Below are 22,701 nucleotides of genomic sequence, written 5' to 3'. Positions count from 1 at the left end.
CCGAGATCCACAGGATCTCGGAGCCGGCGGTCCACCTCGGACCCCTGTCGCAGCGCGTCGTCACTCCCGCGTCCGGACGTCTACTCCTTCACACCGATGTTGTCGATCGGAGGGGCGCTGAGCAGCCGTCGAACCGGCCACACGGTGGTCGCCAGCGCCAGCAGCGTCGTGCCGCCGAGCACCGCCACCCAACCGAGCGGCGGAACGTACGGGATCGGGCTGCCGGTCAGTCCGTTGACGATCGCGCTCAGGGTCAGCGCCGCGATCGTCGCGCCGATCAGTACCGCGGTGCCGAGCAGTCCGACCTGTTCGGCCTGGACCATCCTCCGAATCTGACCGCGGGTGACCCCGACCAGTTGGAGCAACGCCAACTCGCGGCGGCGGGCCAGTGCGGCCATCACCATCGTGGTGGCCGTGGCCAGGGCCGCGTACCCCACCATCACGCCGATCAGCAGCCGGTTCAGCCAGGCGCCGAGCGCCAGATCGGTGCTGATCAGGCGGGTACGGGTGGCGGCGTCGAGAACCTCGGTACCTGGATGCCCAGCCGACCACCGGGCCAACGCGGTGTCGGCGTCCGGGCCGGCGCTGACGAGGACCTCGTCGTTGGTGTCCCCGGCCGTGTGCCCGGCGACCGTCTCGGCGGCCAGCGTGACGTCGCCGAAGCCGAGGCCACGGCCGTAGATCGCGATGACGTCCAACGTGACCGGGGTCCCGTCACCCAGCCAGAGGTCGGCCCGATCGCCGACGTCCCAGCCGGACGAGGACGCCTGCATCGCGGACACGGCGACCGTGCCCGCACGCAGGTCGGCCAGATCACCCTCGCGCACGGCGAGGTCCATCGTCGACGTGACGCCGGCCGGGTCGACCGACTGCGCGCTGACCGGCTCGATTCCGCCGAGCGCACGCACCACCACCTGGGTACGGCGCACACCGGTGGCCGCCTGCACCCCGGTCAACTCGCGGATCTCGCGCGCCGCGTCCGCACGCAGCCCGCCGGGAGCGACAATTACCCGCTCGGCGAGGGTTCCCGCGCTGCTCTGCATGGTGGTCTGCCGTTCCAGGTTGGTCTGTAGGAACCAGACCGAGCCACCGAATCCCACGGACAGCACGAGTGCGGTCAGAACGGTCGCCATGCCCTGCGCGTTGGCCCGCAGATTGGCCGCAGCCAGGTAGCCACTGACCCGCCACACCCTCGGCAACAACGGTGTGAGCAGGCGTGCCGCGTACGCGTTGATCCTCGGTGCGAGCAGCGCCACCGCGATGACGAACAGGTACAGCATGCCGACCGCTCCGGCCAGCGCTCCGGTCGACCCGGCGGCACCGAGCGTGAACGCCCCCGAGGTGCCGGCCGCCGCCAGCGTCAGCACGCCGGCGATCAGCCGCACCCGGCCACTACGCCGAGGCTCGACAGCGATCTCGCCGAGCGCCTCGATCGGCTTGATCGCGGTGACCCGGCGCGCGGCGACCACCGCGGCGAGCACGGCCACGAGGACCGCCGTACCGACCGCGGCCGGCACCGCGAACAGGCCGCCGGCCATCGGGAAGCTGGCCGGCACGAACCCCCGCCCGACCAACTCGCCGTGCACCCAGTGGGCGGCCAACAGACCGGCCGGGCCCCCGATCGCAGAACCGAGCAGAGCGAGCAGCGCGGCCTCGGCGATCAGCATGCGGCGCACCTGCCCCGGTGTGGCTGCTACCGCGCGCAGCAACGCCAAATCACGTCGACGGTGCCGGACGGACAGCCCGATGGTGCCCGCCACCACGAAGACGATCAGCAGGACGACGTACCCCCCAAAAGCCGACCCGGCCTCGATCAGCAAGGTCTGGGCGGCCTGGTTCTGCGACTGCTCGACGTTGCCACGGTCTTTCCCGGCGTATGTCGTGGCGCCGGCCTCCGACGCGATCTCGCGTAGGGCGCCGAGGTCGGCGCCGGGCGCCATCCGCACGCCGATCGCATCCACCCGGCCCGGGTGGGCGGACAGCCGGGCGGCCTGCGCGTCGGTGAAGAACACGGACGCCGAACCGGTCTCGCCGGTTCCGCTCACCCGGTAGGACTGGCCGACACCGCCGACGACCAGGTCGATGCGGTTGCCGGGTGTCACGCCGAACCGGGTGTCGACAAGCACCTCGTCGTCGGCCCGTGGCGCGGCACCCGCGGTGATGGGACGGCCGGTGAAGGTGTACGTGTCCCAGCCGTGTCCCACGGCAGCGGGTGAGCCGATGACCAGCTTTTCGTCGCCGGTGACGGCCGTGACGCCCGGCACCTGGCGGATCCGGTCCACCACGTTCGCGTCCACAGTGCCGCCCTCTGGCAGCGTGACGGTGCTCGTGGTGGTGGCGCCGTCGAACTCCTTAAAGGTGTGGCTGACCGTACGGTTGGCGACGACCACGTCGGCCGACGCCCAGAGCCGTGGCTCCGCGCGGAAACGCAACCCGGACTCGACGAGCGTGCCCATCGCCACCAGGATCAGCACGCCGGCGATCAGGGCCAGCAGGGTCGCGGCGGCGGGTCCGGCGCGGTGGCGCAGCAGGCGGGCGGCGAGACCGATCATCGCAGTACCCGCCGATCCAGCGACGCCAGGTGCTCGGCGATACGGGCGGCTCCCAGCTGCGGAAGGTCGGCGACGATCGCACCGTCGGCCAATACGAGCACCCGGTCCGCGTACGACGCGGCGACCGGATCGTGGGTCACCATCACCACGGTCAGCCCGTGTTCGTCAACGACCGCGCGCAGCAGCGTCAGCACCTCCGCCGCGGTCCGCGAGTCGAGGGCGCCGGTGGGCTCGTCCGAAAAGATCACCTCGGGGCGGGTGGCCAGCGCCCGGGCGATCGCCACCCGCTGCTGCTGGCCGCCGGACAGCGCGGCCGGCCGATGGTGCAGCCGGTCGGTGAGGCCGACCCGCTCGACGACCTGGGTCAGCCAGGCCCGGTCCGGACGGACGCCGGCCAGGCGCAGGGGCAGCACGATGTTCTCCTCGACGGTGAGCGCGCCGATCAGGTTGAACGCCTGGAAGACGAACCCGATCCGGGTACGACGCAGCTCGGTCAGGCGGGTCTCGGACAGCCCGGACAGGTCGGTGCCTCCGATCATCACCCGACCGGAGGTCGGTCGGTCGAGCCCGGCCGCGGTCTGCAGCAGCGTGCTCTTGCCGGAGCCCGAGGGCCCCATCACCGCCGTGAAGGTGCCCCGTTCGAAGCTGACATCGACGCCGGCAAGCGCAGTCACCTGGTCACGGCCGGCGTCGTACACGCGGGTGAGGTGTTCGACGCGTACCGCCGGAGCGATTGTCTGTTCCGGATAATCCGGCATTCTGGTGGCCTCTCTCCGTGTCATCGGCAAGAACTGCGCGCACCAGAAACGCTATTGACGTGGGAGAACGGCAACCATCCCGCGGGCTGCCAGGTTCGGGTACAGCAGGCGCTACCGCCGATCGCCGTCCAGGTAGCGCAGCACGGCGGTGACCCGCCGGTCGGCACTGTCGTCCGGTGGAAGCTGGAGCTTCGAGAAGATGCTGCGGATGTGCTTGTGCACGGCGCCGTCGGTGACGAACAGCCGCTCGGCGATAGCGCTGTTGCCCAGCCCCTCGGCCATCAGCCCCAGCACCTCACGCTCACGCGGCGACAGCTCACTCAGTGCCGTGTCCGTCCGGCGGTTGCGGGCGAGCAACTGCGCCACCACCTCCGGGTCGATCACACTGCCGCCGTCCGCGACGCGGTGTAGCGCGGCGAGGAACTCCTCGACCCTGCCCACCCGCTCCTTCAACAGGTAACCGAGCCCGACGGCGCCGACCGAGAACAGGTCGGTGGCGAACGCCTGCTCGACGTACGCCGACAGGACCAGCACCGCGAGGCCGGGACGGCGCCGCCGGGCCTCCACGGCGGCCACGATGCCCTCGTCGGTGTGGGTCGGCGGCATCCGTACGTCCACGATCGCGACGTCCGGCGCGTGCTCGTCGACGGCGACCAGGAACTCGCCCGGAGTGCCGGCGGTGGCGACCACGTCCAGATCCTCCGCCCGCAGCAGCAACGCCAACCCCTCACGCAGCAGCGGGTCGTCCTCGGCGATCACGATCCGCATGGCAGCTCCACGTCCATTCTCGTCGGCCCTCCCGGCGGGCTCGTCAGCGTCATCCGGCCGTCGTACGCCTCGACCCGCCGGCGGATACCGGTGAGCCCGGAGCCACGTGTCTCGTTCGCACCGCCGTGCCCGTCGTCCTCAATGCTCACCAGCAGCCGGCCGCGCTCGCGGCGCACGGCCACGTCCACCTGGCTCGCACCGCTGTGCCGGACGACGTTCGTCAGCGCCTCGGCCACCACGAAGTACGCGGTGGCCTCGACCGAGGCCGCGCACCGCACAGCCACGTCCACCTCCAGTCGGCACGGCACCGCGCAGCTGCTGGCCAGGCCCGTCAGCGCACCGGCGAGACCTCTGTCGTCCAGCACCGGCGGCAGGATCCCGCGCACCACCGTACGCAGCTCGCCGAGTGCCTGTTCCGCGGCGTCCTGCGCCTGCCCGAGGATCTCGTCGGCGCGGTCCGGATTGCGGCGCACGGCCCGCCGCGCAGCGCCGAGCAACACGTTCACCGCTACCAACCGGTTCTGGGTGCCGTCGTGCAGCGACCGCTCGATCCGGCGCAGTTCGACAGCGTGGGCGTCCAGCGCGGCGGCGCGGGTGGCGGTCAGCTCTGCCACCCGCAGCGACAGGTCGACACCCGGCGGTGGAGGCAGCAGCCACCGGCCCGGCCAGGCCTGGAGGCGGGCCAGGACCGGGCTGAACCAGATCGCGGCGGCCAGGCAGCCCACCCCGAGCACCCCGACCCAGAGCGCGTCGGACAGGCCATCGATGCGCCACCAGACGATCCCTGGCGCGGCGTCGGGGGGGACCAGCCGGTACCACAGCGGGAAGGTGCCGTCCTGCACCGCATAGAGCGGCAGCGCGATGCCGACCAGCCCGGTCACCAGGCCGACGAGCGAGTACAGCGCGACCCAGCCGAGCTCCCGGCGTACGAAGGGATCGCGCGTCGCCGTCCGCAACCCGGCCGGAACCGGCCCCGGCGTGGGGATCGGCTTGCCCCAGCGGGACAGCCGGGCCCGCTCGCGGTCGCTCACCCAGCGCACCGCCCGTAACGCACCCGGCGCCGCCAGCAGCCCCACCCCGCCCAGGCAGGTCACCGCCACGATCGCCGCCCAGAGCAGCGCGCCCAGCGCCAGCGTGGCGGTGCCCAGCCCTCCGACGATGTGCTCCAAGGCGTCGACCGAGGCGCGAACCCGGCCCCGCACGTACGCCATCGACCCACCTCCACCGCCAACATAGGCCACCGTAGGCCCCGCCCGGCGACGTCGGGGCGGAAGGTACAGCCTGCTGTACCCCTGTTGTCGAGCTGACGGGATCGTCTCCGCAGCGCCGCGTCCCTAGCGTTGACGGCGTCAAGAAACATTCGCCGAAGGAGGCAGTCATGACCGATCCGTACCGCATCACCGAGGCCCCGGTCGCCGCACCGAAAAGGCCGGGTGGCCTGCTGCGCCCACTGCTGTGGCTGGTGCTCTTCGTCAGCGCTGCGGCCAACGTGGTGCTCTCGACCGCAGCGGACAACCAGTGGGTCAGCTCGGCGTTCGGCCTGGTGGCGGTGCTCAGCGCGGTCGCGCTGATCGTCCACCACCGCCGTAACCGGACGCCGAAGTCGTAGGGACACCAACCTCATCACCGTCGCGCCGGGTGTGGGTCCCTGTGGTCGATCTCTTGACTTCCCTCACAGTCGGGCGTAAACAAAGCACAAGCAAAACGAAACGGCGGTGAAACAACATGTACGCCGAGGAACGACAGCAGGAGATCCTTCGCATCGCCCGGGACGTGGGCCGGGTCGAGGTGACCGGCCTGGCCGATGGGCTAAACGTGACGTCGGAGACCATCCGCCGCGATCTCACCATCCTGGAGCGGGCCGGGGTGCTGCGCAGAGTCCACGGTGGAGCGATTCCCGTCGAACGGCTCGGGTTCGAGCCCGCGCTGGCGGCGCGTGACGCGGTGCTCATCGAGGAGAAGGAGCGCATCGCCAAACTCGCCCTGAATGAGGTGCCGGAGGAGGGCGCGATCATCCTCGACGCCGGCACCACGACCGCCCGGCTGGCCCAACTGCTGCCGGTCGACCGTGAGCTGACCGTCGTGGTCAACTCGCCGGTCATCGCCACGACCCTCGGTACCTATGCCAACCTCAACGTCCTGCTGTTGGGCGGACGGGTCCGCGGGAAAACCCTGGCGACCGTCGACGACTGGGCGCTGTCACCGTTGGCGGACCTCTACGTTGACGTCGCGTTCATCGGCACCAACGGCATCTCTGTCGAGCGCGGGCTGACCACCCCGGACCCGTCCGAGGCGGCGGTGAAGCGAGCGATGGTCCGTGCCGCCCGGCGCACGGTGGTGGTCGCCGACCACACCAAGCTCGGCAACGACTATCTTTCCCGGTTCGCTGAGCTGGCCGACGTCGACCTGCTCATCACCGACAACCGTGCCGACCTCGACCTGGTCGGTGACCTGGAGTCCACGGGCGTTCGGGTGGCCCGCGCATGAGAGCGGGCCGGGCATGATCGTCACCGTCACCCTCAACCCCAGCCTCGACCGAGCCGTGGAGGTCGGCTCACTCACCCGGGGCGAGGTCATCCGGGCTGCCACTGCTCACCTCGACCCCGGCGGCAAGGGGGTCAATGTATCCCGTGCCCTGCTGGCCAACGGCGTACCGTCGGTGGCGGTGCTGCCGTCCGGCGGTGACGAGGGAAACCAGCTCATCCGCCTCCTCAAGGCGGAGGGTGTGGAGGTTCTCGCGGTCTCGATCGCCGGAAGGACCCGTTCCAACATCACCCTGGCCGAGCCCGACGGCACGGTCACCAAGATCAACGAGCCTGGCCCGAGCCTGCGCCGCGCCGAGTTCGACGAGTTGATCAAAAGTGTGCTCGCCCGTGCCAGGGGCGCCGACTGGGTCGTGCTGTGCGGCAGCGTCCCGCCCGGCCTGCCCGCCGACGCCTACGCGCAGTTATGCCGGAAGCTGCGCGCCGCCGATGTCAGGGTCGCCGTCGACACCAGCGGTCCTGCCCTACGCGAGGCCGCCCTTGCCGGAGCGACAGTGCTCAAGCCCAACCGCGACGAACTGGCCGAGGTGGTCGGCAGCCCACTGAAGGACCTCGGCGATGTGGTTGATGCCGCTCAGTGCCTGCGGGCATGGGGCGCCGGCACCGTCGTAGCCAGCCTCGGCGCCGACGGCGCCGTCCTGGTCGACGCCGAAGGGGTCCGCACCGGCACCTGCCCGGTAGCCCGGCCCCGTAGCACCGTCGGTGCAGGCGACGCGCTGCTCGCCGGGTTCCTCGCCGCGGGCGCACAGGGTGCCGCGGCCCTCGCCGAAGGCCTGGCCTGGGGCGCCGCCGCGGTGAGCCTGCCCGGCAGCCGGATGCCCGGTCCAGCGGACCTGCTCCGCCACGACGTCACCATCCACCCCTAGCCGGACGAGCTTCTTCCCCCGCAGCCGTCTGGACCGCCCCTCGATGAAGGAGATACCCCCGTGACCTCCTCTTCCTACACACCAGAGGTGAAAGGTCAGGGCCTCAAAGCCACCGTGCAACGCCTCGGCGGCTACCTGGCCGCGATGGTCATGCCCAACATCGGCGCGTTCATCGCCTGGGGCCTGATCACCGCACTGTTCATCCCGACCGGCTGGATCCCCAACAAAACCCTGGCCGAACTGGTCGGCCCGATGATCAGCATCCTGCTACCGGTGCTCATCGGCTACACCGGCGGCCGGCTGGTCCACGGCCAACGCGGCGCCGTCGTCGGCGCGGTGGCGACCATGGGCCTCGTCGTCGGCGCGGATGTGCCGATGATCCTCGGCGCGATGATCATCGGGCCGCTCACGGCGTATGTCCTCAGGCTTTTCGACGGTCTGATCGAAAACAAGATCCGCCCCGGCTTCGAGATGCTGGTCGACAACTTCAGCGCCGGCATCATCGGTGCCGGGATGGCCATCGGCGGTGTCTACGGCATCGGCCCCGTGGTCGAATGGCTAACCAAGCAAGCCGGCTCGGGCGTCGACTGGCTCGTCGGCAAGGACCTGCTGCCGCTGACCTCGGTACTCGTCGAACCCGCCAAGGTGCTCTTCCTCAACAACGCCATCAACCACGGCGTGTTCGGCCCGCTGGGCATCGCCGAGGCGGCCGACAAGGGCAAGTCGATCCTGTTCATGATTGAGTCGAACCCCGGCCCCGGCCTCGGTCTGCTGCTCGCCTTCATGGTCTTCGGCCCCCGCGCGCTGCGCCCCAGTGCCCCGGCCGCGATCATCGTGCAGTTCCTCGGCGGCATCCACGAGATCTACTTCCCGTACGTGTTGATGAAGCCGAAGCTGATCCTCGCCGTGATCGCCGGGGGTGCGGCCGGCGTCGGCACCTTCGTGATCACCGGTGCCGGACTGGTCGCCACCCCCTCGCCGGGCAGTATCTTCGCCTACCTCGCCGTCACCCCCAAGGGCGGCCACTTCGGGGTCATCCTCGGCGTCGTGATCGCCGCCGCCGTCACCTTCGCGGTCGCCTCAGCCCTGCTCGGCTTCGGCCGCGGCGAGCCCGCCGCGGACGCCGCCGGCCCGGACGAGGAGACGGCTGTCCGTCCAGACGAGGAGAAGGATGTCGACCCTGACGAGACCCTCCACAAGTCGGCAAAGCAGGAGGTCTGAATCCATGCCCACCATCAACGGCACCGAGATCAAGAAGGTCGTCGTCGCCTGCGACGCCGGCATGGGCAGCAGCGTGATGCTGGCCAGCCAACTTCGGCGGCAACTGGCAAAGAACGCGGTGACCGTCGAGCACACGCCGGTCAACTCGATCCCGGCGGACGCGGACGTGGTCGTCTGCCACCAGGGGCTCGCCGCGCGGGCCCGGGTCAGCGCACCCGACACGGTCATCGTGCCGATCCAGGTGTTCATCGGCGACCCGGCCGTCACCAGGGTCGTGAACGCGGTACAGCGCGGTGGTGAGCTGAGTGGCTGAACTGCTGGCCCGTGACGCGATCCGGCTCGACGAGCGGGCCGGATCGCGGGACGAGGCGATCAGCCGCTGCGGCGCGGTACTCGTCGAGATCGGCGCGGTCGCCCCCGCGTACGTCGACGCGATGCTCACCCGCGAGCAGAGCGTCTCCACGTACATCGGAGAGGGCGTCGCCATCCCGCACGGCACGCTGAACAGCAAGGAGTCCGTCCAGCGCGATGCCCTCGCGGTGCTGCGCTTCCCTGACGGCGTCGACTGGGACGGCTTCGACGTACGGGTCTGCGTCGCCATCGCCGCTGCCGGCGACGGGCACGTGGACATCCTCGCCCAGCTCGCCTCGGTGCTGATGGACCCCGCCCAGGCGCAGCGGCTACGCGAGTCGACGAGCGTCGATGACGTCATCACCATCCTCGAAGGGAAGCCCTCGTGAAGGTTGTTCGATTCCACGCGCCCGGTGACGTCCGCATCGAGGACGCGCCCGAGCCCACCCCGGGCCCCGCCGAGGTGAAGATCCGCGTCCGCGCCTGCTCCACCTGCGGCACCGACGTGAAGATCTCCCGCTTCGGCCACCACCACATCGCCCCGCCGCGCGTCATGGGCCACGAGATCGCCGGTGAGATCAGCGAAGTCGGTGGCGACGTCACGGGCTGGCGGCCGGGGGACCGGGTTCAGGTCATCGCCGCCATCCCGTGCGGTACGTGCGCCGAGTGCCGGCGCGGCCGGATGACCGTCTGCCCCAACCAGGTGTCGATGGGATACCACTTCGACGGCGGGTTCGCCGAATACCTGGTCGTGCCGCACAACGTCCTCGCCGTCGACGGGCTCAACCGCATCCCCGAGGAGCTCAGCTTCGCCGAGGCGTCCGTCGCCGAGCCCCTCGCCTGCGTCCTCAACGGCCAGAACCTCGCGGGTGTGGGGGAGGGCGACGACGTGGTCGTCGTCGGGTCCGGGCCGATCGGCTGCCTGCATGTGCGCCTGGCCCGTTCACGCGGCGCGGCCCGGGTGTTCCTCGTGGACCTCAACCGCGAACGCCTCGACCTGGCCGCCAACCTGGTCCAGCCGGACGCGGCGATCTGCGGTGCCGAGACCGACGTCGTCGACGCGGTGCTCAAACTCACCGAAGGTCGGGGTGCCGACGTCGTCATCACCGCCACGGCCGCCGGCGTCGCCCAGGAGCAGGCGGTGCAGATGTCCGCGCGCCAGGGTCGGATCAGCTTCTTCGGTGGCCTGCCGAAGGACAAGCCCGTCATCTCCCTGGACTCCAACCTCGTGCACTACCGCGAGCTGACCATCGTCGGCGCCAACGGCTCCAGCCCGGAGCACAACAAGGAAGCGCTCCGACTCATCGCCAGCGGCGCCGTGCCGGTCGCCGACCTCATCACCCACCGCCTGCCGCTCGACCGCACCCTCGACGCCTTCGGCATCGTGGCGCGCGGCGAAGCGATCAAGGTGACGATCGAACCCTAGGGGGATCCGTTGCCCAGCAGAACAGTCCTCGTCGGCTCCGCCAGCGGGCTGCACGCCCGCCCGGCGGCGCTGTTCGTCGCCGAGGCGGCGAAGCAGCCGGTGCTGGTCACCATCCGCACCGGCGACAAGAAACCCGTGCCGGCCCGCAGCATGCTCGGCGTGCTGTCGCTCGGCGCCAAGAAGGGCACCGAGGTCACCCTGGAGGCCGACGGCGACGACGCCCAGGCCGCCGTCGACACCCTGGCCGACCTCCTCGAACGCGATCTCGATGCGTGAACTCCGAGGGATCGGGGCCAGCCCCGGTGGTGCGGCCGGGCCGGTCTACCGGCTGGCCCCGCCTCCGGCCCTGCCGCCGTTGGCGCAGACCGTTGATCCCGACGCCGAGAAGATCGCCGTCCGGGCCGCGGTCGTCGCCGTCGCCGCCGACCTGACCCGTCGCGCCGACACCGCCCTGGACGCGACCGCCGCCGAGGTCCTGCGCGCGCAGGTCATGATGGCGCAGGACGAGACACTCGTCGACGCGGCCGACATCGCCATCGACGGCGGTGCGGACGCCCCGCACGCGATCACCGACGTGCTCGCCGGGCACCGGGCCGCCTTCGAAGCCGCGGGCGGGTACCTCGCCGAGCGGATCAGCGATCTCGACGACCTGCGGGACCGCCTCGTCGCGGCGTGCCTGGGGCAGCCGATGCCGGGCGTTCCGGACCCTGGCCATCCGTACCTGCTCATCGCCCGCGACCTGGCACCCGCCGACACCGCCGGCCTCGAACCGGGCCTGGTGCTGGGCCTGATCACTGCCGAGGGCGGGCCGACCAGCCACACCGCGATCCTGGCCCGGACACTCGGTATCCCGGCCGTGGTCCGCTGCGCGGGCATCCTGGACGTGACCGACGGCGCGTTGGCCAGTCTCGACGGCGCGAGCGGTGTCGTGGTGGCCGGCGTCTCCGCAGACACGGTGACCGCCGTCAACGCGGAGCGGCTCGCCGAGATCGAACGCCGCGCCCGCTCTCAGGGCCCCGGGCGGACCGCGGACGGTCATCCCGTCGCGCTACTGGCCAACATCGGCTCCGTCCGCGACCTCACCGGCGAGGTGGAAGGGGTCGGCCTGTTCCGCACCGAGCTGCTCTACCTCGACCGCAGCGACCCGCCGTCGTACGAGGAACAGGTCGCCGCGTACCGCGACGTCTTCGCCGCGCTGCCCGGTCGCAAGATCGTTGTGCGTACCCTGGACGCCGGCGCTGACAAGCCGCTGCCGTTCCTGCGGCTGGCCGAGGAACCCAACCCCGCGCTGGGCATCCGTGGTCTGCGGGTCGCGCGGCAGGCACCGTCCGTACTCACCGCGCAGTTGGCCGCGATCGCGGCGGCGGCTGCGGCGACGGACGCCGACGTGTGGGTGATGGCGCCGATGGTCGCCACGGCGACGGAGGCGGCAGCGTTCACCGAATCCTGCCGCGAGCACGGCCTGGCGACCGCCGGCGTGATGATCGAGGTGCCGGCCGCGGCCCTACGCGCCGACCAGGTGCTGTGCCACGCGGACTTTCTCAGCGTCGGCACCAACGACCTCAGCCAGTACACGTTCGCCGCTGACCGCATGTGCGGCGACCTCGCTGACCTGCTCGACCCGTGGCAGCCCGCGCTGATCGCGCTCCTCGCCTCCTGCGCGGCAGCGGGCGTCGAGGCGGGCAAGCCAGTCGGCGTGTGCGGAGAGTCCGCAGCGGATCCGCAGTTCGCCCTGGTGCTGGCTGGCCTGGGCATCACCAGCTTGTCCATGGCGCCCCGCAGCATCCCGACGGTGCGCGAGTCCCTGGCCGCGCACACCCTGGACGAGTGCCGCCAGATCGCCGAGGCGGCCCTTGCCGCTCCCAGCCCGGAGGCAGCACGGACCGCGGCGGCCGATGCTTCGCGTCAGCTCCGCCTCGGCGAGGGTGTGTCCGTGCGGTGAGCCGGTAACGGTCACCGGCGATTCGTCGGTGAGATCCTCCAGCCATGGGGAAGCACGATTCCTGCCGGGCACCGAGAGGACCGCGCTGCGCGCCGATCGTGAGATTGAACGATCGGACTCCGCGGCGCGGTCACACTCGGTGTGGCAGGGTCACGCGGAGTTGCGCCACTTGCGGCCGTGCCGGCCGATGAGCCGGTCGGCGTCGGTCGGCCCCCAGGAGGCGGCCTCGTAGGTGGGGATCGGCGAGTTGTCCTTCTCCCAGTGGTCGATGATCGGGTCGACGATCCGCCAGCACTGCTGCACCTCGTCGCTGCGGATGAAGAGCGACGCGTCGCCGATCAGCGCGTCCAGGAGCAGCCGCTCGTACGCCTCCGGGGACTCCTCGACGAACGTCTGGTCGTAGGAGAACTCCATGGTGGCGGTGCGGACCCGGAAGGAGTGGCCCGGCACTTTGGCGCCGAAGCGCAGCGAGATGCCCTCGTTCGGCTGGATCCGCAGGATCAGCGCGTCAGCATCGAGGCCGGTGAGCTGATCGGTCGGGATCGGTAGGTGCGGCGGTCGCTGGAACTGCAGTGCCACCTCGGTGAGCCGGGCCGGCAGGCGCTTGCCGGTGCGTACGTAGAACGGCACCCCGGCCCAGCGCCAGTTGTCCACGTTGAGCCGCATCGCGGCGTAGGTCTCGGTCCGCGACAGAGGGTCGACGCCGGTCTCCTCGCGGTAGCCGGCCATCAGCTCCTCGCGTGTGCCGCCCCGGGTGTACTGTCCCCGGACCGCGGCCTCGGCGATGTCCCGGTCGGTGGGGAGCCGGATCGCCTGCAGCAGCTTCACCTTCTCGTTGCGCAGGCCCTCAGCCTCGAATGAGGCCGGCGGCTCCATCAGCGCCAGCGCGAGGACCTGGAGCACGTGGTTCTGCACGATGTCCCGCATCGCGCCGGCGTCCTCGTAGAAGCCGCCGCGGCTGCCGACGCCGAGGGTCTCGGCGACGGTGATCTGCACGTGGTCGACCCAGGAGCGATCCCAGATGGGCTGAAAGATCGAGTTCGCGAAGCGCAGCGCCAGCACGTTCTGGACGGTGTCCTTGCCCAGATAGTGATCGATACGAAAGACCTGGTGCTCGTCGAACGCGCTGTGCACGACGCCGTCAAGCTCGCGGGCGGTGGCCAGGTCGCGTCCGTACGGCTTCTCGATGACCAGGCGGGAGAAGGAGCCTTCGCGTGGCTGGTTGAGCCCGACACCGGCCAGTCCGTTGATTACCGGCTCGAAGGCCCCGGCGGGGGTGGACAGGTAGAAGAGCCGGTTGCCGGACGTGCCCCGCTGTGCGTCCAGCTCGTCGAGGGTCTCCACGAGCCGCTTGTAGGTCTCCGGGTCGTCGTAGCCGCCGGCCACGTACCGCACGCCGCTCTGGAGCTGGCGCTTGCTGGCGAGGGTGCGTGCACCGAGGGCGCTCTCGGCGAACTGCTCGTCGGTCATCGACGTACGCGCGACGCCGACCAGCGCGAACTGGTCGGGGAGCCGCTCGTGCCGAGCCAGGCTCTCGATTGCGGGCAGCAGCTTACGCCGGGTCAGGTCACCGGAGGCACCGAAGATCACCAGCGTGGCCGGCGGGGCACTCCGCTCCTGAATGAGCTGAGAAGCGTGGTCCATGGTCTGCGTTCCTCCGGGCACAAGGGGTGTGGGATTGGGGGCGGGCTGTCCTGCCAGGACTTGTGCGGCGATGGCGGTGTCCGGGGGCCACATCGGCGTGGCTCGTTGGTCGTGGAGCTTGAGCCTCGCATGCCGGGCTGACGGGTAGCCCTCTCGGTGTCGGGATGCGGTGCGGTCTGCCGGCGTACGAGATGGTGGTACGAATGATCGTCGCCAGGTAGCGCGCGGAGGTCAACCGGCAGCCGCCGGCGGCGGCGCCGGTGACCGCAAGGGTGCGGCTACGGCGTCGCGCTGGTCCGGTGGTGGTGATTCATCCTGATGTCAGCGGGTGGGACCTCGTCGAGGACGGCTGGTCATCGCTCAGTACGCGGAACGGTTGTTCTTACGGCTTCGTTACGGGCGGCGATCTGGGTGCACGCAATCCATTGATGAGCGCCACGCTGAAGGTCGTCCACCAATCCAGGAGGGGACCATTATGCGATCACTGGCACGGCGCGGGCTGTCGGCGGCGACGCTCGCCGCGGTGGCGGCAAGCGTGTTGCTCCTGCCGGCAACGTCAGGCGTGGCCGCCATCCCGTCGGTGTGGAAGGCGACGGTGCCTCCGCTGATCCAGGACAGCCGGTTGACCGACGTGGTCGCCACCGGCCCGAACGATGCCTGGTCGGTCGGATATCAGGCATCGACCTACACTGGATACTCGATCGACGAGCCCTACGCGCTGCTGCGGTGGAACGGGCGGACGTGGACGGAACGGCGGCTGCCGCACGAGGCGTTCCTGCTGTACAGGGCGGCTGCGGCGAGCGAGGGGGACGTCTGGACGGTGGGCCTCGGAGTCCACGGCGAGCCGTACGCCGGACATTTCAACGGCCAGACCTGGACGGGACACACGCCGTTGGGCGCCTCTACGGGGCCTTCCACGCTGCTGGACGTGGCGGCCACCGGCGGTGGGCGGGCGGTGTTCGTCGGCCACGACGGCTCCGGGCCGCTCGTCCTCGAAGGCGACACCCGTCAGTTCAACCGGGTGGCGGTGCCGGGGACGGAGCAGCACAACGGTGTCCTGCGGGCGGTTTCCAGCACTCAGGACGGCAGCCTGTTCGCCGCCGGCGATCGCTACCTCGCCGACGCCCCCTACCCGCAGCCCATGATTGTGCAGCGCATCGGCGGTGCGTGGCAGGTGGCGGCACTGCCGTCGACTCCCAGCACCCAACTGACGGGTGTGTGGGCCCGCTCGTCGACCGACGCCTGGGCCGTCGGCACGCAGGACTACGACACCGCTCCCAAGCCCGTCATCCTGCACTGGGACGGTCGAACGTGGCAGCGGTTGGCCGGACCGGCGCCTGCTGGCCGGGCGTACGCCGTTGCCGGTGATGCGAACGGCAATGTTTGGATCAGTGGCACGAATCCCATCCCTCCGTACATCGAGTACCCGGGCACGCTGTTGCTGCGCTACACCGGCGGCCGGTGGAGTGTGGAGTACGGGCCGAAGGTCGGCGGCGGTGCCCCGCACCTTGATGCCCTGGCGAACGTCCCGGGCAGCTCGTCCTTCTGGGGTAGCGGCGCCGCTTCGCGCAACGGCCTCGGCATCGCCGGCGTCATCGAACGGACCAGGTGACCGAGAACCCACAAGCAGCGGTACGGAGTGTGTCAAGAGCGCGGCATGTCGGCACGCCTACGGCCGACGGCCCGTCCCTGACCCCGGCCCGGCGGCGCAGTCCTTGGCACGTACGAAGGGGGATTGAGGCGGCATGGAGTCGGTCACTCTCTGCTCGGAGTCAGGGCGTGTCGGGTCCGGTCCCCGGTCCAGGCCGCTTCGAGGATCGCGGTCAGGCTGGCGGTGTCGCTGGGGCCCGGGTGGTTCTGGATCAGGCGGGTGACACCACTGGCCATCTCCGCGAAGCGCGGGAGGTCGGCGCGTGCCACGCCGATGTCCGCCAAGGTGGCAGGGATACCGATGTCGGCAAGGAGCCCGTCGAGCCAGGTGAGGAACGTATCTGCGGCTTCGGCGTCGGAGGCGTCGGTGACGTCGAGCCCGCACACCCGGGCGAGGATGGCCAACCGGTCTGTGATGGCATCCCTGGCCGCGTCCAGCGCGTAGGGCAGTAGCAGTCCGACGCCCAGGCCGTGCGGCGTGTGCGTGGCTGCGCCGATGGGGTACTGGAGAGCGTGCGGGGCCGCGTTGCCCGCGTGGGAAAATGCGATCCCGGCGAGCATGGATCCATAGGACATGTCCGCGCGCGCGGCCGTGTCGCTTCCGTCCCTGACGACACGGCGCAAGCTGCGGGCGATGCGTTCCGCGGCGCGGAGCGCGTAGTGGTCGGTGATCGGGTTGCGGCCGAGGAACACCTGCTCCACCGGGTCGCGCGGTCCGTGGGCCCGGGGCCGGGCGGTGTAGCTCTCCACGGCGTGACAGAACGCGTCGATACCGGAGTGGGCGGTGACGGTCGCTGGGCAGGTGTAGGTGAGTTCGGGGTCGACGATGGCGAAGTCGGGGACGATGTGGACGCTGGAAACCCCCACCTTCAGCTCGCGGTCCGGGTCGGTCAACACCGAGACGGGTGTGAGCTCGGAGCCGGTGCCGGACGTCGTGGGGACCGCGACGAGAGGGATCGTCGGCCCCGGTACCCTCGACTCGCCGTAGAAGTCACGCGGCGTCCCACCGTGGCGCCGGATGACGCCGACGATCTTGGCGAGGTCGATCACCGTGCCACCGCCGATGGCGAGGATCACGTCGGCGTTCACCTCGGCTGCGGCCGAGACGGCCAGGGCGACATCGGAGAGAGGCACGTCTGAGGTCGCGTCGGAGAACACCTCGACGGCCTCGACCTTTTCCCGTACGGCGGCCACGATCTCGGCCACGCCTGGCTGCCGCAGGAGGACCTGGTCGGTCACGATGAGGACTCGCGAGCCACTCTCGGCCACCACTCGGGGGATGTTCTGTGCGACCCCTTCGCCCACTATCAGCTGGCGTGGTCCGCGGACGGTCTCAAGCATGGCAGTGCCTCTCCGGAGCGTCGGCGGCGATGTGCTGGGTGGACGTCCAGGTCACCTGCGGGACCGGGACGGCGTCGGCGAGGTTGGCCGCCCGGGTGGCGCAGACGCGCGCGGCGGGCGCCCGGGGCAGCAGGCCGGTCACGGTAGGTCGATCGCCACGTAGGTCAGGTCGAGGTACTCGAGGACGCCCTCGTGCGACCCCTCCTTGCCGATCCCTGACTGCTTCACGCCGCCGAACGGAGCTGACGGATCCGATATCAGACCACGGTTGATGCCGAGCATCCCCGTGTCCAGCCCTTCGGCGAACCGGAGCGCCCGCTGGAGGTCACGGGTGAAGACGTATCCGGCCAGGCCGTGCTCGGTGTCGTTGGCCTTCGCCATCACCTCGTCGTCGGACGTGAACGAGATGATCGGCGCCACCGGGCCGAAGATCTCCTCCCGCAGCATCCGCGCATCCTCGGGCACGTCGACGAGGACCGTGGGCGGGTAGAAGTGGCCCGGCCCATCGGGACGCTCGCCGCCCACCAGGACCCGGGCGCCGCGATCGACCGCATCGGCGACGAGCCCGTCGATCGTGGTGACGGAGGCCTCGTCGATCAACGCCCCGACGTTCACGCCGTCGTCGAGACCATGGCCCACCGAGAGAGCGCCCATCCGCTCAGCGAAGCGCGCCGTGAACTCCTCGCGCACCGGCTCCTCGACGTAGATCCGGTTGGCCGCGATGCAGGATTCCCCGATGTTGCGCATCTTGGCCACCATGGCACCGTCGATCGCGACGTCCAGGTCAGCGTCGGCGCACACGATCAGGGCGGCGTTGCCGCCCAGTTCCATGGAGGTGCGCAGCACATTGTCCGAGGCCTGTCGTAGCAGGACGCGCCCGACCTCGGTCGACCCGGTGAAGGACAGCTTGCGGGTCCGACTGTCGGCCAGCAGTGCGGAGACCACCGCGCCGGAACGCTTGGTGGTCACCACGTTGACGACGCCCGGGGGAACGCCGACCTCCTCCATGATGCGGGCCAGGAGCAGCATGGTGAGCGGCGTCTGACCGGCTGGCTTGGTGATCGTCGTGCAGCCGGCAGCCAGCGCAGGAGCGATCTTGCGGGCACCCATGGCCAACGGGAAGTTCCAGGGCGTCACGAAGACGCACGGTCCGACCGGCTTCGGCACGGTGAGGATGCGGTATCCACCTGCGGGAGCGATGTTGTAGCGCCCTTCGACGCGCACCGCCTCCTCGGCGAACCAACGGAAGAACTCGGCACCGTAGGCCACCTCTCCCCGAGCCTCGGCGAGCGGCTTTCCCATCTCCAGCGTGATCAGCCGGGCGACCTCCTCGGATCGCTCGGTCAGTGCCCGGTACGTCGCGGTCAACAACTCTGACCGTCTCCGTGGCGGGGTGGCTGCCCACTCCGCCATTGCCCTGCTCGCCGCGTCCAGGGCGGCGAGCCCGTCGGCGACGTCAGCGTCCGCCACCTCGGCGATGGTCTTGCCGGTGGCCGGGTCCTCGACGGCAAAGGTGGCTCCGCTTGCGGCGTCGCGCCAGGCGTCGCCGATTCGGAGCCGCCGGTGCTCGGGGGCCAGCACGTTCATCGGGTCACTCATCGCGTCGCCTCCTGTGATCTTCCTCGTGATGTCCGGCGTGCCTCAGCGATCGCGCTGTGCGCGTAGACGGACGGGTTCACACGCCCTCGTCGCGGGCGAGGCGGGGCTCGACTGCCACGTACGGGCGCATGTCGCCGTCGCCGCCCGCCGCCGTTACCGCCCAGCCTCGGACAGCGACACCCCGGTGCCCGCGTCGAACAGGTGCGCACGGTCCAGGTCGACGGTGACAACCACCCGCTCGCCCGGCGTACCCGTGACTGTGGGCCGGGCCTTGACCTTGAGGATCTCCGTCCCGACCCGGACGTCGACCACCGTCCGGTCACCGAGCGGCTCAAGTCCGTAGAGCTCGCCCGACAACGACGCGTCCCCCCGCTGCTCGACCGACAGGTCCTCCGACCGCAGGCCCAGCATCAGCTCACGACCGTCCTCAGCCGTGGTCCAGCGGGGCCGCGGCAGCGTCCAGCCTTCGGCACCGACCAGACGATCCCCCTCGGCACGGCAGGCGAGCAGGCTGATCGGCGGGCTCCCGACGAATCCCGCGACCCACTGGTTGGCTGGGCGCTCGTACACCTCGGTCGGTGTTCCGACCTGTTGCACGGTCCCCTCCTTCAGGACCGCGACCTGGTCGGCCATGGACAGAGCCTCGACCTGGTCGTTGGTCACGTAGACGAAGGTCGCTCCGAGGCTGCGGTGGATGCGGGTGAGCTCGGTGCGCATCTCGACGCGGAGCTTGAGGTCGAGATTCGTCAGCGGCTCGTCCATGAGGAACGCGCGCGGACTACGGACCAGCGCCCGGGCCAGGGCGACGCGCTGCATCTCACCACCCGACAACTGCGCCGGACGACGCTGCAGCAACCGTTCGATGTGCAGCAGGTTCGACATCTGCTCGACGGCAGCGGCGATCTCGCTCGACGAACAGCGACGTGCCCGCAGCGGCGAAGCGATGTTCTCGTACACCGTGTGTCGCGGGTAGAGGGCGTAACTCTGGAAGACCATGGCCAGGTCGCGTGCGGCAGGGGTGTCACCGGTCGCGTCCCTGCCGTCCAGATGCACCGACCCGGCGTCAAGCTTGTCAAGGCCGGCGATCGCTCGCAGGGTCGTCGTCTTGCCTGCCCCGGAGGGCCCCAGCACGACGAAGAACGAGCCGTCCGGCACGTCCAGCGTCACCCCGTCGAGGGCCTGGACTTTTCCGAAGGACTTGCGCAGCCCGTGCGCTGCCACGGTTCCCATCAGGCCACCAGCTCTTCCGTGCTCACGTCGTAGACCGCCGGGGTGCCGCCGGTGTGCCGCAACCCGACGGTTGCGTCAGCGGCGAAACGGACGGTCGGTGGCATCCGAACCCGTACGTCGCGCTGGCCGCCGTGGTCGACCACGTAGATGATTTCGTCGCCCAGCCACTCCGCCGAGACCACGCGGGCCGGGACCGACCGTTCCGCCCCTGCTTCGGTGACTTCCAGCGCCTCCGGCCGGACGCCAGCGATCAGGCGACGGTCGCGCGGCAGGCCCGGCGGTGGCGTGAGGACCAGTCCGCCCTCACCGCGCAGCTTCCCGTCGGCTACCTGCACCTCGATGAGGTTCATCGGCGGGGAGCCGATGAATGAGGCACAGAAGAGACTCGCCGGGCGGTCGTAGACCTCCAGTGGCGTGCCGATCTGCTCGACGCGGCCCTTGTTGAGGATGGCGATCCGGTGACCGAGCGACATCGCCTCGACCTGGTCGTGGGTGACGTAGACCATCGTGGCGCCCAGTTCCCCCTGCAGGTGCTTGATCTCCGTGCGCATGTCCGCCCTCAGCTCCGCGTCCAGGTTGGTGAGAGGCTCGTCCATGAGGAACGCGCGCGGTCGCCGTACCAGGGCGCGAGCGAGCGCGACGCGCTGCTGCTCGCCGCCGGACAGCTGGCGGGGTCGCCGGTCCAGGAGCGGACCGAGCTGCATCAGCCGGGCGGCCTCGTTGACCCGCTCGTGCACCTCCTGCTTGGGCAGCCCCTCGGCCCGCAGCGGGAACGCCAGGTTGTCGCGGGTCTTCAGGTGCGGGTAGAGGGCGTAGAACTGGAACACCATGGCGATGTCGCGCTCGGCGGGCGGCAGGTCGTTGACCAGCGTGTCGCCGATGCGGATGTCACCCTTCGTCTGCCTCTCCAGGCCGGCTATGGCCCGCAGCGTGGTCGTCTTGCCGCAACCCGAAGGGCCGAGCATCACGAACAGCTCGCCGTGGCCGATGGACAGGTCCACGTGTTCGACCGCGACCGTCCCGTCCGGGTAGCGCTTGTGCAGCGCGGTCACCTCGATGCCCGCCATCAGCGTCGCACCGCCCCGAGCGTCACGCCGGCGATGAGGTGCTTGCGCACCAGGTACGCGAAGACGAGCACCGGTAGGGCGAACACTACGGAGGCGGCGGCCACGAGGCCCCAGTCCGTGGTGGTGCCGCCGATCAGGCCGGCGATGGCGGGTGGGGCCGTCCGGACGTCGTCGCTGGAGGTGAGGAAGGTGGCGAACACGAACTCGTTCCACGAGAAGATGAGCGCGAAGACCGCCGTCGCGGCGATGCCGGGCACGAGCAGGGGAAGGGTGAAGCGCCGGAACGCCTGCAGACGGGTGTAGCCGTCGAGCATGGCGGCATCCTCGTACTCTGCGGGCACCTCGTCGACGAACCCCTTCATCATCCAGATCGTGAACGGGACGTTGAACGCGGTGTAGATGAGGATCAGGCCGATCTTGTTGTCGATGAGTCCGACCTGGCGGTACATGAGGAAGATCGGGATCACGACCACCACGGGCGGCATGAAGCGCGTGGACAGGATGAAGAACAGTTGGTCCTTCTTGGCCTTCACGGCGAAGCGTGAGTAGGCCCAGGCCGCCGGGACCCCCAGCACGGTGGCCAGCACCGTGGAAGCTCCGGCCACCACGACAGAGTTGAGGAACGAGACGGACAGGGCCGAGCGACCGCCACCGGGGGAGACGAACACGTCTTTGTAATGACTCAGAGTGATCTTGAAGTCGAAGAACTTGGCCGGGATGGCGTAGACGTCCCGGTTCTCCTTGATAGACGTCTCGATCATCCACAGCACCGGAAAGAGCATCACGACGGCCAGCGCGGTCAGCAGCGCGACCTCCAGCACGGAGCGGCCTCGGCTGCCGAGGCGGCGCGCGGGGGGCGTGTGATCCCGGGCAGGACCCGTGGCCACTGCCTCGTCGACGGAGACGGCCATCAGCCCTCCTTGAGCTTGTTCAAATAGCGCAGGTAGAACTGCGTGAGGACGATGACGACGAGGACCATGAGGATTCCGTACGCCGAAGCGGTTCCGGTGTTGAAGCCCAGGAACGCGACCTTGTAGATGTGGAACGACAACGTCTCGGTAGAAACACCCGGGCCTCCGTTGGTGAGGATGTAGACGAGGTCGAACAGCCGGAACGCCTCGATGGCCCTGAACATCACGGCGATGAGGAGCAGCGGCCACACCAGCGGAAGCGTGATGGTGCGGAACCGGAACCATTCGGACGCCCGGTCGATCGAGGCGGCCTCATAGAGGTACTTGGGAACCGCGGTGAGGCCCGCGAGCGCGATGAGCATGATGAACGGCGTCCACTGCCAGGTGTCGACCACGATCAGGGACAGCAGTGCCGTCCGCTGGCGGGTGAGCCACTCCACCTGCCCCAGACCGAGCGAGCCGAGCATGCTGTTGACCACGCCGAACTGCGCGTCGAGCATGAATCGCCAGAACAGCCCGACCACGACCGGCGACAGCATCATCGGCACCAGGAACAGGGTGGTCAGCACTCCGCGCCCATGCGTACGCCGTGAGATCAGGTAGGCGATGCCGAATCCGAGCACGGTCTGCAGGCCGACCGCGCCGACCACGTAGATCAACGTTGTCAGGGCCCTCGTGTGGACCTGCGCCGACGTCAGGATGGCGGTGTAGTTCCCGAATCCGATGAAATCGGCGGGCGCTGCAGGGCTACGACTTCAACTCCCCGTACGGCGTCCGCTGGGGCAAGATGCACACCGGCGTGGACCTGGTCGCCCCCGAGGGCACGCCCTAC

Annotated in this window: 22 protein-coding genes and 1 pseudogene; 11 read left to right on the top strand and 12 right to left on the bottom strand. The window is 70.1% G+C overall.

Features of this window, described 5'->3' with window-relative positions; translation table 11 throughout:
• Positions 1-80: 80 nt before the first annotated feature.
• The 4 genes from AB0B48_RS19995 to AB0B48_RS19980 all read right to left on the bottom strand — a co-directional run bounded on the left by AB0B48_RS19995 (position 81) and on the right by AB0B48_RS19980 (position 5,289).
• On the bottom strand, positions 81-2,552 hold the full coding sequence (locus AB0B48_RS19995; protein WP_357203592.1) for an FtsX-like permease family protein: 2,472 nt from the start codon (positions 2,550-2,552) through the stop codon (positions 81-83).
• Positions 2,549-3,310 (bottom strand): ABC transporter ATP-binding protein, encoded by a 762-nt coding sequence (locus AB0B48_RS19990; RefSeq protein WP_357203589.1) that lies wholly within the window; start codon positions 3,308-3,310, stop codon positions 2,549-2,551. Before AB0B48_RS19990 ends, AB0B48_RS19995 begins: the two co-directional genes overlap by 4 nt.
• A 111-nt stretch (positions 3,311-3,421) precedes the next feature.
• Positions 3,422-4,078, bottom strand: a complete 657-nt coding sequence (locus tag AB0B48_RS19985; RefSeq protein WP_357203586.1) for a response regulator transcription factor — start codon at positions 4,076-4,078, stop codon at positions 3,422-3,424.
• Positions 4,066-5,289: a sensor histidine kinase gene (locus AB0B48_RS19980; protein WP_357203583.1), complete on the bottom strand. Its 1,224-nt coding sequence runs from the start codon at positions 5,287-5,289 to the stop codon at positions 4,066-4,068. Before AB0B48_RS19980 ends, AB0B48_RS19985 begins: the two co-directional genes overlap by 13 nt.
• A gap of 167 nt (positions 5,290-5,456) precedes the next feature.
• Here AB0B48_RS19980 and AB0B48_RS19975 point away from each other — a divergent pair, with 167 nt between their 5' ends.
• From AB0B48_RS19975 to ptsP, 9 genes are all read left to right on the top strand, one after another.
• On the top strand, positions 5,457-5,687 hold the full coding sequence (locus AB0B48_RS19975) for a hypothetical protein (protein WP_357203580.1): 231 nt from the start codon (positions 5,457-5,459) through the stop codon (positions 5,685-5,687).
• 116 nt (positions 5,688-5,803) lie between these two features.
• Positions 5,804-6,565 carry a DeoR/GlpR family DNA-binding transcription regulator gene (locus tag AB0B48_RS19970; RefSeq protein WP_357203577.1) on the top strand — a complete coding sequence of 254 codons (762 nt, stop codon included), beginning with the start codon at positions 5,804-5,806 and terminating at the stop codon, positions 6,563-6,565.
• A 13-nt stretch (positions 6,566-6,578) separates the two neighbouring features.
• Positions 6,579-7,487, top strand: coding sequence for a 1-phosphofructokinase (gene pfkB, locus AB0B48_RS19965; protein ID WP_357203574.1), 909 nt, complete (start codon positions 6,579-6,581; stop codon positions 7,485-7,487).
• 60 nt (positions 7,488-7,547) lie between these two features.
• On the top strand, positions 7,548-8,708 hold the full coding sequence (locus AB0B48_RS19960) for a PTS mannitol transporter subunit IICB (RefSeq protein ID WP_357203571.1): 1,161 nt from the start codon (positions 7,548-7,550) through the stop codon (positions 8,706-8,708).
• Positions 8,709-8,712: 4 nt separating this feature from the next.
• Positions 8,713-9,021 carry a PTS lactose transporter subunit IIB gene (locus AB0B48_RS19955; protein WP_357203568.1) on the top strand — a complete coding sequence of 103 codons (309 nt, stop codon included), beginning with the start codon at positions 8,713-8,715 and terminating at the stop codon, positions 9,019-9,021.
• Positions 9,014-9,448, top strand: a complete 435-nt coding sequence (locus AB0B48_RS19950; protein ID WP_357203565.1) for a PTS sugar transporter subunit IIA — start codon at positions 9,014-9,016, stop codon at positions 9,446-9,448. The genes AB0B48_RS19955 and AB0B48_RS19950 overlap by 8 nt, the downstream gene beginning before the upstream one ends.
• The gene (locus AB0B48_RS19945; protein WP_357203562.1) at positions 9,445-10,485 is read left to right on the top strand and encodes a zinc-dependent dehydrogenase; all 1,041 of its coding nucleotides are present in this window, start codon (positions 9,445-9,447) and stop codon (positions 10,483-10,485) included. The genes AB0B48_RS19950 and AB0B48_RS19945 overlap by 4 nt, the downstream gene beginning before the upstream one ends.
• Positions 10,486-10,494: 9 nt before the next feature.
• Positions 10,495-10,761, top strand: a complete 267-nt coding sequence (locus tag AB0B48_RS19940) for an HPr family phosphocarrier protein (protein ID WP_357203559.1) — start codon at positions 10,495-10,497, stop codon at positions 10,759-10,761.
• Positions 10,754-12,427, top strand: a complete 1,674-nt coding sequence (ptsP, locus tag AB0B48_RS19935; protein WP_357203556.1) for a phosphoenolpyruvate--protein phosphotransferase — start codon at positions 10,754-10,756, stop codon at positions 12,425-12,427. Before AB0B48_RS19940 ends, ptsP begins: the two co-directional genes overlap by 8 nt.
• A 150-nt stretch (positions 12,428-12,577) precedes the next feature.
• Here ptsP and zwf read toward each other — a convergent pair whose 3' ends face one another.
• Positions 12,578-14,071, bottom strand: coding sequence for a glucose-6-phosphate dehydrogenase (gene zwf / locus AB0B48_RS19930; RefSeq protein WP_357203553.1), 1,494 nt, complete (start codon positions 14,069-14,071; stop codon positions 12,578-12,580).
• 475 nt (positions 14,072-14,546) lie between these two features.
• Between zwf and AB0B48_RS19925 the strand changes: the two genes are divergently transcribed.
• A complete protein-coding gene (locus AB0B48_RS19925) occupies positions 14,547-15,683 on the top strand; it encodes a hypothetical protein (RefSeq protein WP_357203550.1) in 1,137 nt (378 codons plus the stop codon).
• A gap of 143 nt (positions 15,684-15,826) precedes the next feature.
• On the opposite strand, the gene AB0B48_RS19920 is transcribed toward AB0B48_RS19925, so the two are convergent.
• From AB0B48_RS19920 to AB0B48_RS19890, 7 genes are all read right to left on the bottom strand, one after another.
• On the bottom strand, positions 15,827-17,062 hold the full coding sequence (locus tag AB0B48_RS19920; protein ID WP_357203547.1) for an iron-containing alcohol dehydrogenase: 1,236 nt from the start codon (positions 17,060-17,062) through the stop codon (positions 15,827-15,829).
• Complete coding sequence (locus tag AB0B48_RS19915) at positions 17,055-17,204, bottom strand: hypothetical protein (RefSeq protein ID WP_357203544.1); 150 nt, start codon at positions 17,202-17,204, stop codon at positions 17,055-17,057. Before AB0B48_RS19915 ends, AB0B48_RS19920 begins: the two co-directional genes overlap by 8 nt.
• Complete coding sequence (locus AB0B48_RS19910) at positions 17,201-18,661, bottom strand: NAD-dependent succinate-semialdehyde dehydrogenase (protein WP_357203541.1); 1,461 nt, start codon at positions 18,659-18,661, stop codon at positions 17,201-17,203. Before AB0B48_RS19910 ends, AB0B48_RS19915 begins: the two co-directional genes overlap by 4 nt.
• 153 nt (positions 18,662-18,814) lie before the next feature.
• Positions 18,815-19,891, bottom strand: a complete 1,077-nt coding sequence (locus AB0B48_RS19905; protein ID WP_357203538.1) for an ABC transporter ATP-binding protein — start codon at positions 19,889-19,891, stop codon at positions 18,815-18,817.
• Positions 19,891-20,958 carry an ATP-binding cassette domain-containing protein gene (locus tag AB0B48_RS19900; protein ID WP_357203535.1) on the bottom strand — a complete coding sequence of 356 codons (1,068 nt, stop codon included), beginning with the start codon at positions 20,956-20,958 and terminating at the stop codon, positions 19,891-19,893. Before AB0B48_RS19900 ends, AB0B48_RS19905 begins: the two co-directional genes overlap by 1 nt.
• Positions 20,958-21,869: a carbohydrate ABC transporter permease gene (locus AB0B48_RS19895; RefSeq protein WP_357203532.1), complete on the bottom strand. Its 912-nt coding sequence runs from the start codon at positions 21,867-21,869 to the stop codon at positions 20,958-20,960. Before AB0B48_RS19895 ends, AB0B48_RS19900 begins: the two co-directional genes overlap by 1 nt.
• Positions 21,869-22,519, bottom strand: coding sequence for a sugar ABC transporter permease (locus AB0B48_RS19890; RefSeq protein WP_357203595.1), 651 nt, complete (start codon positions 22,517-22,519; stop codon positions 21,869-21,871). Before AB0B48_RS19890 ends, AB0B48_RS19895 begins: the two co-directional genes overlap by 1 nt.
• An 89-nt stretch (positions 22,520-22,608) precedes the next feature.
• Between AB0B48_RS19890 and AB0B48_RS19885 the strand changes: the two are divergent.
• Positions 22,609-22,701: pseudogene (locus AB0B48_RS19885) on the top strand (M23 family peptidase); the annotation flags it as partial.

Source organism: Micromonospora sp. NPDC049089 (genome assembly GCF_040648775.1).
Taxonomy (GTDB): domain Bacteria; phylum Actinomycetota; class Actinomycetes; order Mycobacteriales; family Micromonosporaceae; genus Micromonospora.
Note: the sequence above shows the minus strand (reverse complement) of the source record. Positions and strands in the feature narration are given on the sequence as shown.